Here is an 11,022-nt window from a genome sequence, read left to right on the forward strand (position 1 = left end):
TCCGCGGTTAAGCTCGTGGCGTGGTCTCTACTGCGCGAGCCCGTTTGCGGGAGCCAGCGGGCAACCTCCCGGCCGACGTCACGAGCTTCGTCGGCCGTCGTCGTGAGATCACCCTGACCAAGCGACTGCTCGCCGAATCCCGGGTCGTCACCCTGACCGGCCCCGGCGGTGTCGGCAAAACGCGGCTGGCCATGCGGGTCGCGAACAACATGCGCCGCTCATTCCGGGACAAGGCCTGGTGCGTCGGGCTGGAGGACGTGCGGGACGGCTCGCTGGTGGTCGACGCCGTCATCGAGCAGCTGGGCATCGGCGGGCCGACCGCCGACGAGGACCTGGACACCGTCATCGAGCAGCTCAAGAACCGCGAGATGCTGCTCGTGCTGGACAACTGCGAGCACGTGATCGAGGACGTCGCGCACCTGGTGGACGCGGTGGTGCGGTGGTGCCCGGGCGTGCGGGTGCTGACCACCAGCCGCCAGTCCCTCGGCGTCGCCGGCGAGGCCACCATGGTCGTGCCTCCCCTGCAGGTGCCCGACATCGACCACCTGCCGCCGCCAGAGGCCTACGAGCAGTTCTCCTCGGTCCGGCTGTTCGTCGACCGCGCCCGGGCCGCCGTGCCCGAGTTCGAGGTGACCAGTGACAACGCCGACGCGCTGATGCGCCTGTGCTACCACCTCGACGGCAACCCGCTGGCGATCGAACTGGCCGCGGTCCGGTTGCGCTCGCTGTCCCTGCAGCAGCTGGAGGAACGCCTCGCCGAGCGGTACGACCTGCTCACCGAGGGCCGCCGCGGCGCCCCGGCCCGGCAGCAGACGCTTCGCGCGCTGATCGACTGGAGCTACGAGCTGGCCTCCGATCAGGACCGGCTGGCGTGGGCTCGGATGTCGGTGTTCTCCGGCAGCTTCGACCTGGCCGCCGCCGAGCACGTCGCGAGCGACGGCCTGTCCGACTCCGACGTGCTGAGCGCGGTCCACTCGCTGGTGGACAAGTCCGTGCTGCTGCGCGAGGAGGACGGCGGCGAGGCGCGCTTCCGGCTGCCGCACGCGCTGCGCGAGTACGGCCAGGACAAGCTCGTGGAGTTCGGCGAGCTGGATGCCATGCGACAGCGACACCTCGCGTGGTTCAGCGACCTCGCCGGCCGCTTCTCCACCGACTGGATCGGCCCCGACCAGGTCACCTGGGTGCAGCGGCTGCGCAACGAACAGGGCAACCTGCGGACCGCGTTGCAGACCGCCGGCGCGAACCCGGAGACCGCGGGCACGGCGCTGGGCATGGCCACCGACCTCTGGCAGTACTGGGTCATCCGCGGGCTCAACAGCGAAGCCCGGCACTGGCTGGACCAGGTGCTGGCCAACACGCCGCGCGAAGTGCCCGAGCGGGTGCGCGCACTGCGCGTCAGCGCCTGGTTCGCGCTGCTGCACGGCGATCTGGACACCGTGCAGTCGACCTTGGAGCAGGCGACGGTGCTGGCCACGCAGCGCAGCGAGGACTCCGAGAAGCCGTACCTGGCGCTGGTGCGCGGGCTCGCGGCGTTCGCCGACAACGATCCGTCACGGGCCATCAATCTGGTGGAAGACGCGCTGGGCCAGTTCCGCAAGCACGAATCGGTGGCCGGCGAGCTGTTCGCCCTGTTCGGCCTCGGCATGATCAAGGGTCTCAACGGGGCCGCCGAGGCCGGCCTCGAGCTGCTGGCCGAGTGCGTCCGGCTGTCCACCGAGCATGGTGAGCTGTACTGGCGCTCCTACGCGCTGTGGGCATCGGCGCAGACCGAGGCGCTGCGCGGCGATCTGGAGCGGGCCGAGGCTGCGGCGAAGAAGGCGATCAGGTTGCAGCGGCAGCTGGACAACCGGTTGGGCATCGCGTTCAGCATCGACAGCCTCTCCTGGATCGCCCAGCAGCAGGGCAAGTACGACCGCGCTGCCCGGTTGTTCGGCGCGGCTTCGTCGGTCTGGGACGCCGTGTGCGCGGCTCCCGGTTTCTGGGCCCGGTTCGCCACCGACCACGACGAGCACCAGGCGCAGACCCGCACGGCGTTGGGCGAGGAAGCGTTCCAGGAGGCCTTCGACCAGGGCCGCCAGCTGTCCGTGCCGCACATCATCGACTACGCGCTGGAGGCCAAGCGGCACGCTCGGACGCGCACCGATGAGAACGTGCACCCGATGCCGCTGACCAGGCGGGAGCGGCAGATCGCCGAGCTGGTCGCGCAGGGCAACACCAACAAGGAGATCGCCGAGAACCTGGTGATCGCCCAGCGCACCGTGGAAGGCCACGTCCAGAACATCCTGACCAAGCTGGACTTCTCCTCGCGCGCGCAGATCGCCGGATGGGTGGCCACGCAGCGCACTGCGAGCGAAGCGAGCGACGCCGTCTCACGGTGAAGCACGTCGCATTCCGCATCCTCTTGACCCCCGAGCAGCGGGCTGTCCTGGTCAGCGCGCGTGGCGGGCCGACGTTCGGTGGATCACTTTCCAGCCCGGAAATTTTCACTTTCTGTAGTCGAATCCCCACACAAAGTCCGCCGTTCGACGTAATCTAGGTACCTGAGCACGTGCAAACCTCGGTGCGGTTTCACTCTCCGTCGCGGAACCTGGATCCCCGTGACCCCCGAACCGAAGCCCCCCGAGAACGAAATCCTCGACCACCGAGATCCGCAGCCGACCGCGCGGCACCGCTGGGAGAGGGCGGTGCCGAACACGGCGAGCTGGCTGCGCGCGGCATTCCTCGGCGAGAACCCCGACCGCCAGCACCGCGTCCCCCCGAAGATGCGCGCGCTGCAGATCGGTGCCGCCACAGCGGCTTTCGGCGTGCTGGGCGCGTTCGCCGGCGTCGGCGGCCTCAAGACCGAGCAGCCCCACGTCGAGAACGCGGCGATGGTCCGCCCGATCACCGAAGCCGCCCCGCTCCACGCGAACCCCGCTCCGCAACCGGCCGCCGCCCCCCGTCCGGCGGCCGAACCGGCCCCCGCCGCGCAGCCCGCCCTCGAGGCCGCCCCCGTTCCGGAGGCCGCCCCCGCTCCGGAGCAGCCGGTCGAGAGGAAGCCGGTCGACCAGATCGGCGCCTGGATCAACGACGCCGTGCACGTCCTGGAGCAGAACGGCATCCCGCGCGAGCAGATCGACGCCGAAGCAATCCGCATGATCATCATGCACGAGTCCAACGGCGACCCGAGCGCGACGAACAACTGGGACTCCAACGCCAGCGCCGGCACCCCGTCGATCGGTCTGATGCAGACCATCGAGCCGACCTTCCAGAGCTACGCGCTGCCCGGCCACCACGACATCTACAACCCGGTCGACAACATCATCGCGGCCACCCGCTACGCGATCTCGACCTACGGTTCGGTCGCCGACGTCCCCGGCGTCAGCAACGTGCGTTCCGGCGGCGACTACATGGGCTACTGACCCCCGACCCTCCGCGAGTTCAATGGAAATCAGACGTCTGATTTCCATTGAACTCGCGTCCCCCGACACACCGGACCCCGACACACCGGCGCCGTCCCGGTCCCCTCTCCCGGGACGGCGCCGGTCGGTCCGTGCTCGGCCCTCGAGGAACCACAGTTTCAATTGAAACTGTGATCCGCCGTGGGCGGGATTTACAGTTTCAATTGAAACTGTGGTCCAGTCCACGGGACGGGACCGGGAGTCGGGACATACCGGTGGCCGGCGGTTCGGGTGTCGTCGAGGAGAGCCAGGGTTCCCTCCAGGGCTTCGGCGACCAGCTCGCGCATGGCCTCCTCTGCTCGGGTTCGGTCGCCGCTGCGGATGCATTCGGCGATCTCGCAGTGCAGGCGGAGGGCGACCGGACGCGGGCGCTCGGGCATCAGGCCGGTCCCGGTCCGCCAGCGCAGGAGTTCCTCGACGACCTCGTGCAGCTGGGCGAACATCTCATTGCCCGATGCCGTCAGCACCTGGCGGTGGAACTCGACGTCGGCCGCCATGAAGGTGTCCAGGTCGCCGGCGCGCGCGGCGGCGACCATCCGCTCGGACAGCGCGACCAGCCGGGCCGCGTCCTCGTCGGTGGCGCGCTGGGCGGCTGCGGCCGCGGCCATCGGTTCGACCGCGGTCCGCAATTCCGCAAGGGTTTTCAGCTGCGCGGTGCGGTCCGCGGCCAGCAGCCAGCGGATGAGCTGCGGGTCGAAGGCGTTCCAGTCCTCTCGGGGGCGGACCACGATGCCGACCCGCTGACGGCCGATCACCAGCCGGATCGAGGCCAGACTGCGCACCACCTCGCGGGCGACGCTGCGGGAGATCCCGAAGCGCTGCTCCATCTCTGGCCACCATCTCCGCGGCCGGGATGGTCGCGCCGATGGTGACGGGCCTGCCGCCCGCGCAGGGCGCGCTGGTCGCGCTGGCCATCGGCTCCGGCTCGCTGTTCCTCTCGCACGTCAACGACGCGGGGTTCTGGCTGGTCAAGGAGTACTTCGGGATGACCGTCGGGCAGACCTTGAAGACCTGGTCGGCGATGGAAACCCTGCTCTCGGTGGTCTCCTTCGTCGTGATCCTGGGTCTGTCGACCGTCGTGTGACCTCGGGTCGTGAGCGCGAAGACCGGTATTCGCGCTCACGGCCCCTTCTTCGTCGCGCGGTATATTGGTGGGTCGGGCCGACCGGAGTCGGGCTTTCCCCATCCCCCCAAGTACTGAGGTGGCGCAGTTGTCCAACGCCCGATCCGATCGGGATGCCGTTCGCGCGCAGGAGATCGCAGTCGAGCAGCAGTACCTCACCGTGCTGTACGACAAGCTGGACGCCCTGCGCCAGGAGACCACGCAGCGGTTGAAGGACACGCTGCGCGACAGCGGTGGTCCGCCGCAGGCGCGCACCGAGCGCGACATCTCGACCCGGATGTACACCGACAAGCTCACCCAGCTCAGCGCGGTGGAGCACGGGATGTGCTTCGGACGGCTGGACCTGGACACCGGTGAGACCTTCCGCGTCGGCCGGCTCGGGTTGTTCGACGAGGACAACGAGTACGAGCCACTGCTGCTGGACTGGCGGGCCCCGGCCTCCCGTCCGTTCTACCTGGCCACCGCCGCCGCGCGGGACGGCGTGCGCCGCCGGCGGCACCTGCGCACCAGCTGGCGCAAGGTCCTCGACTACGAGGACGAGGTGCTCGACCTCGACGCCGCCGAGCAGGGCAACGACCTCGGATTGGCCGGTGAGGCCACGCTGCTGGCCCGGCTCGACGCCCGCCGCACCGGGCAGATGCAGGACATCGTCGCCACCATCCAGGGCGAGCAGGACCAGATCATCCGCGCGGGCATGAACGGCGTGCTGGTCGTGCAGGGCGGACCGGGCACCGGCAAGACCGCCGTGGCGCTGCACCGCGCGGCCTACCTGCTCTACACGTTCCGCGAGCAGCTGTCCAAGCGCGGTGTGCTGGTCGTCGGCCCGAACGAGACGTTCCTGCGCTACATCGGGCAGGTGCTGCCGTCCCTCGGCGAGACCGGCGTGCTGCTGTCCACTGTGGGTGGTCTGTATCCCGGGATCACCGCTACCGGCGTGGAATCCGCGCGGGCGGCGGAGATCAAGGGCCGCGAACCCATGGTCGACGTGCTCGTCGCGGCGGTCCGCGACCGCCAGCAGGTGCCCGCCGACCACGTCGAAGTCACCTTCGACCGCGAACCGCTGCGCATCGACCGGAAGACCGCGACGCAGGCCCGCACCCGCGCCCGGCGCTCCCGCAAGCCGCACAACCTGGCGCGCCGAATCTTCCGCAACGAGATGTTCTCCGCGCTGACCCTCCAGGTCGCCGACCGGCTCGGCCGCGACCTGCTCGACCGGCGCGACCTGGACGAGATCAACGTCGAGCTGCGCGCAGACCCGGCGGTCGACCGGGCGCTCGACGAGCTCTGGCCGGAGATCACCCCGCAGCAGCTGCTCGACGAACTGCTCAGCTCGCCGGAACGCCTGGCCACCGCCACCCGCAAGCACCTCGAGGACGAGGAGCGCGAGGAACTGCTGCGGGCCGCGGGCACGCCGTGGACCCCGGCCGACGTGTCGCTGCTGGACGAGCTCGCCGAACTGCTCGGCGAGGACGACGCGCAGGCCCGCGCCGAGCGCGAACGCCAGGAGCGCGAGGAACTCGCCTACGCGCAAGGCGTTCTGCACATCATGGAGCAGGACGAGGAGATCGCCGACGAGGAGCGGCTGCGGGTGTCCGACGTGCTCGACGCCGAGCTGCTCGCGGAGCGGTTCCGCTCCCGCAGCGACCTGACCGCGGCCGAACGCGCCGCCGACGACCGCACCTGGACGTTCGGGCACGTGATCGTGGACGAGGCGCAGGAGCTGTCGCCGATGGCCTGGCGGGTGCTGATGCGCCGCTGCCCGAGCCGGTCGATGACGCTGGTCGGCGACGTCGCCCAGACCGGGGCGCTGGCCGGCGCGGACGCCTGGCACGACGTCCTGCACCCGTACGTCCAGGACCGCTGGAAGATGGTCGAGCTGACCGTCAACTACCGGACCCCGGCCGAGATCATGGACATCGCCGCCGACGTTCTGTCCGAAATGGACACCGACCTGGAGGCGCCGACCTCGGTGCGCACCAGCGGCCACCAGCCGTGGGCCCACCGCGTCGACGACCTGGCGGCGGCGCTGCCGGAAGCCGTGTCGGCGGAGCTGCGCGAGGTTGCCGACGGCCGTCTCGCGGTGCTGATGCCGCCGCAGGTGCTGGCCGAAATCGGCCCGCAGCTGGCGGATTCGCTCCCCGAAGCGACGATCGGCACCCGGGCAGACGACCTCGACGCCCCGGTGGCCCTGCTGACCGTGGAGCAGGCGAAGGGCCTGGAGTTCGACGCCGTGCTACTGGTGGAACCGGCGGCGATCGCCGAGGAGTCCGAGCGAGGCCTCAACGACCTCTACGTGGCCTTGACCCGAGCAACCCAACGCCTCGGCGTCCTGCACACCGACGATCTACCCGAAGTACTGCGCGGAATCTGACGTCCGGCACGAGGGGCATCTCCCAGCGGGAGGTGCCCCTCGAATGCTCTTCGGCCCCGTGATCGAAGATCCTCCTCTTGACTAGTTAGTGAGTACTCACTAACTATAGTGGGTAAGTGCTCACTCACCGACTCGCAGCCGGGTCGGTCATGGGAAGGAACAACCGTCGTGCGAAAGCGCATCGTGTCCAAGAAACAGGTCATCGCATCGGTGTGCGTGGTGCTCACCGCAGCACTGGGCGTGACAGGTGTCGGCGGATACTTCGCGTTCCTCCACTCACCGCACAACACGCCGGCCGAGGCCTGCGGCAGCCCGAACCCGCGCCCCGCAGTGGTCGCCGCTGGTGCCAGCATTGCCCGGGGCACGCTCGGCGGTGACTGGATCGGCTCGCTGCGCAGCAGGCCCGAGCAGGCGCGGTACGAGTTCATCAATGCCGGGGTCAACGGCAACACCAGCGCCGATCTGCTCACCCGGATCGACACCGACGTCGTGGCGTGCCGCCCGGTCGCGGTGACGATCCTCGTCGGCACCAACGACGTCCGCGACGGCGTGCCGCTGGAGCAGTACCGGGACAACCTCGCCGCGATCATCGCCCGGATCCAGGACCGGACCGACGCCCGGATCGCCCTGATGTCCTTACCGCCGATGGGCGAGGACCTGAACGCGGAGATCAACCGCAGGCTGTCCGAGTACAACCGCGCGATCAAGGAGACGGCGGCGAGCGCCGGAGCGGACTACCTCCCGGTGCACGAGCGGATGGCGGAAATCGTGGCCCAGCGGGCGATCCGGACGTCCTACGACTTCAGCTTCCTGCTGGCGCTGTCGGCTGCGACCCAGCACTACGCACTCGGTCGCAGCTGGGACGACATCGCCGCCAGCGGCGGCCGTGAACTGCTCGTCGACCACATCCACCTCAGCGACCGCGGCGCGGCGGTGATCACCGAACTCGCTGCGAACTGGCTGTCCACAACTCCCAAGGCGTAGCGAATCCCGCAAGCGCGAACTTCCTCGCGCACAAGTGATTCCCGATCTTGCAATGCCTGGGACTTCACGTGCGGGCAGCCGGTGTGGCCTGGTCAGGAACCGTGAGTGGTGTGGGGTGCCATAGCGCCCCACACCACTCACGGGCATTGACCAGGTGATCCTGCGCGGAAATCGGACCCGTTGTCCGGCACCGCCTGCGCGACTGGAACAGTTGGCCGGGTGATTTCCGAACTCGCTCAGCGTCTCCGGGCACTCGGTCACGACGGTCTTCTGACGCTGCTGAAGAACCGTCCGGAAAGCGTGCTCGCAGGAGCCCCTTCCTTGCAGCGGCTTGCGGCCGTGCTCGACTCCCCCGGCGCGGTGGAATCCGCGCTGGAACGGCTCGACGCCGGCTGCCACGAGGTGCTCCGCGCGCTGTGCACGCTCGGCGACGGCTGCACCCGCGAGCAGGTCGAGCAGGTTCTCGGCGGTGGCGCCGAACTCGACCGCGCCCTCCGGGAGCTGGCGGAACGCTTCCTCATCCGGCTGGACGAGCACGGTTCGATCCAGCTCGCCGCGCCCCTGCGCGCCCTCCGCACCGCAGGGCTCGGCCGCCCGGTCGCGAAGCTCCTGAACGTCCATGCCAGCACCACCGTCCGCGACATCGCCGAAGCACTCGGGCTGGAACGGGCCAGGACGAAGGCTGACACGATCCTGCGCATCAAGGAGCTCGTGCAGGACCCCGCGCAGGTGACCGCAACGCTAGCCATGGCTCCCGGTTCGACCGCAGAAGTCGCGATGGAGTTGGCCCGCGATACCTCGGGAGCCTTCGCCTTCTCCGGGGAGCCTGCAGCGATGCGCTGGATGATCAGGCGGGGCTTCCTGGTCGGCGCGGACCAGTACCGGCCCGACCGGGGACCGTTCGAGATGCCGCGCGAGATCGGACTGGCGCTGCGCGAGTCCGGTGACCGCGCGGTGCTGCGGCCGCCGCCTCCGGAACCGCCCACGAACCTGCTCGACCCCGCCGAGGTCGACAAGGCGGCAGCGCTGGCCGCGACCGGATTCGTCGACGGCGTGGCCCGGTTGCTCGAATACTGCGCGACCAATCCGCTGGCGATGCTCCAGAACGGCGGAGTCGGTCTGCGGGTCCTCAAGCAGCTCGCCAAGGTCCTGAAGACCGACCAGCACGAGATCCGGCTCTGGCTGGAGACCGCCGTCGCGGCCGAGCTGCTCAGCCTCGACGATGCGGGCGACCTCATCCCGTCGAACCTCGCCGACGACTGGCAGCGGTTAACGCCGGCGCAGCGCTACCTCTGGTTGGTCCGCACGTGGTGGGAGCAGCCCGCCGCTGCGATGTTCAGCAAGGTCGTGGACAAGCCCGGTCCAGCGATGCTGCCCGGTGACAGCGCGTTCGACCGAACGTTCCGCATCGATCTGGTGGCCGAGCTCGCCGCCCTGGAACCCGGCGCGGCGCTGGACGAACCCGGCCTCTTGAGCGAGAAGCTGGTCTGGAAGCGACCGGTGCGCTATCGCAGCGCCGCCGACCTGGTCGATCCGATGCAGGTCAACTGGGCTGAAGCCGAGGCAGTCGGCGTGATAGCCCGCGGCGCGCTGTCGACGTTGGGCCGTTGCGCGAGCGACGACCAGACGTTGCTGGACGCAGCTGTTCGGTTGCTTCCCCAGGCAGAGGAAACGGTGCTGCTGCAAGCGGATCTGAGCGCGGTCGTGGCAGGCACCCCGAGTGGGGACCTCGCATCAACGCTGAACCTGATGGCCGAGTCCGAAGGCCGAGACACCGCATCGACCTGGCGGTTCAGCCCCGAATCCGTGCGCCGCGCGATGGATCAGGGGCACTCCGCCGAGGAACTCCTGAGCCGGCTCGCCGAGATCTCCCGCGCTGACGTTCCGCAGCCGCTGGAGTACCTGATCAAAGACGTCGCACGGCGGTTCGGGCAGCTGCAGGTGCGCAGCGTGCGGTGCTGCGTGCTCGGGGAAGAAGCCCTGGTGCTGGAGGTCAGCAGGCACCGCGCGCTGCGCGAGCTGTCGCTGCAGGTCCTGGCGCCGACCGTGCTCGCGTCGGGCAAACCACCCGAGGAAACCCTGACGGCATTGCGGAAGGCCGGGTATTCCCCGGTGCAGCAAGCGAACGACGGCGCCGTCGTGATCGAGCGCGCCGTGGCCGACGATCGTCCGCCGGTTCTGGTGGCGCAGCCGTACTACCTGGGTCCGGCGCTGGCCCTGCCGGACGAAGCCGACCTCCGCGAAGTGGCCGAGCACCTGCTCGCCCAACCGGACGACGTCGCACGACCTCCGGTCATGGTGGATCTGCTGGAGAACATGCCGGCCAGCAGGAGCCAGATCCTCGCCGAACGGACCGCCGGGCTGTCCGACCTCGAAATCGAACTCCTCGAAGAGGCGATAGCGACCGAAACCGACGTGGAAATCGAATATCAGGACCAGCAGGGAAGCTGCACAACCCGCGTCATCACACCGCTTTTCATCGCCGGGCCCTACCTGGATTCCTACTGCCACCTGCGAGAAGACGACCGCCAGTTCCGCATGGACCGAATCCGCGCCGTCTCCCCGCTGGGGCATCGCCGCCGCAAGCGGTGAATCGGCGAATGAGCCGGTTCGGCCTGGTCAAGACCCGTGAGCACTTTCTGGTGCCATAGCCAGCCATAGCCCCACGAAGTGCTCACGGGCCTGGGGAGCCGTCAGCGGAAGATCGGGGCGGCGTACTGGGCCAAGGCTGCGGTGAGCTTTTCCTTGCCCTCGCGGACGTCGTCGACGTCGATCAGGCGGTAGCCGGTCCAACCGTTGCGCTGGATCATCCGGTCTGCGGCACACCGGAGTTCGCGCCGCCCTGCGGCCACACCACCAGGTAGGTCGCGGTGCCCTCCTCCCCTTCGGCTTGGGCAGTTCCTCGACCGCGACTTTCGCGATGTACTGCCAGCCCAGCGCGATCCGCACCTTGTCGGCGGGGTGTCCAGCAGGATCCCCCGCTCGTCGATCCGCATCTTGAACGGCCGGAAGCTGTTGACCAGCAAGATGATTCCGACCACCACCAGCACCGGAGCGCCGAAGAACAAGACCGGAATGGTCCCGCACTGGTACTCGCCCCCGCG

8 protein-coding genes are annotated in these 11,022 nt (G+C 69.3%); 6 read left to right on the plus strand and 2 right to left on the minus strand.

The annotated features are described in order from the left end of the window. Positions 1–20: 20 nt before the first annotated feature. Both ACWCO2_RS08440 and ACWCO2_RS08445 read left to right on the plus strand, forming a co-directional pair. Entirely contained in the window at positions 21–2,378 is a 2,358-nt protein-coding gene (locus ACWCO2_RS08440) for an ATP-binding protein (protein ID WP_450127052.1), read from the plus strand. Positions 2,379–2,597: 219 nt separating this feature from the next. After that, positions 2,598–3,401, plus strand: coding sequence for a transglycosylase SLT domain-containing protein (locus ACWCO2_RS08445; RefSeq protein WP_450127053.1), 804 nt, complete (start codon positions 2,598–2,600; stop codon positions 3,399–3,401). Between the two features lie 191 nt (positions 3,402–3,592). On the opposite strand, the gene ACWCO2_RS08450 is transcribed toward ACWCO2_RS08445, so the two are convergent. Then, positions 3,593–4,267, minus strand: a complete 675-nt coding sequence (locus ACWCO2_RS08450; RefSeq protein ID WP_450127054.1) for a FadR/GntR family transcriptional regulator — start codon at positions 4,265–4,267, stop codon at positions 3,593–3,595. 11 nt (positions 4,268–4,278) lie between these two features. Here ACWCO2_RS08450 and ACWCO2_RS08455 point away from each other — a divergent pair, with 11 nt between their 5' ends. The 4 genes from ACWCO2_RS08455 to ACWCO2_RS08470 all read left to right on the plus strand — a co-directional run bounded on the left by ACWCO2_RS08455 (position 4,279) and on the right by ACWCO2_RS08470 (position 10,510). Next, positions 4,279–4,524 carry a GntT/GntP/DsdX family permease gene (locus ACWCO2_RS08455; protein ID WP_450127150.1) on the plus strand — a complete coding sequence of 82 codons (246 nt, stop codon included), beginning with the start codon at positions 4,279–4,281 and terminating at the stop codon, positions 4,522–4,524. A 127-nt stretch (positions 4,525–4,651) separates the two neighbouring features. Further along, positions 4,652–6,934 (plus strand): HelD family protein, encoded by a 2,283-nt coding sequence (locus ACWCO2_RS08460; protein WP_450127055.1) that lies wholly within the window; start codon positions 4,652–4,654, stop codon positions 6,932–6,934. 168 nt (positions 6,935–7,102) lie between these two features. Continuing rightward, positions 7,103–7,918 carry an SGNH/GDSL hydrolase family protein gene (locus ACWCO2_RS08465; RefSeq protein ID WP_450127056.1) on the plus strand — a complete coding sequence of 272 codons (816 nt, stop codon included), beginning with the start codon at positions 7,103–7,105 and terminating at the stop codon, positions 7,916–7,918. Positions 7,919–8,239: 321 nt separating this feature from the next. Beyond that, positions 8,240–10,510 (plus strand): helicase-associated domain-containing protein, encoded by a 2,271-nt coding sequence (locus ACWCO2_RS08470; RefSeq protein WP_450127057.1) that lies wholly within the window; start codon positions 8,240–8,242, stop codon positions 10,508–10,510. Positions 10,511–10,611: 101 nt separating this feature from the next. Here the strand turns inward: ACWCO2_RS08470 and ACWCO2_RS08475 are convergent, their stop codons facing one another. Then, positions 10,612–10,986, minus strand: coding sequence for a hypothetical protein (locus ACWCO2_RS08475; protein WP_450127058.1), 375 nt, complete (start codon positions 10,984–10,986; stop codon positions 10,612–10,614). Positions 10,987–11,022: the final 36 nt, after the last annotated feature.

The sequence above is a fragment of the Saccharopolyspora sp. NPDC002376 genome (assembly GCF_053593195.1).

Excerpts from the sequence above, each read along its gene's own strand:
- ACWCO2_RS08450 (WP_450127054.1), bottom strand. The coding sequence starts at position 4,267 with ATGGAGCAGCGCTTCGGGATCTCCCGCAGCGTCGCCCGCGAGGTGGTG.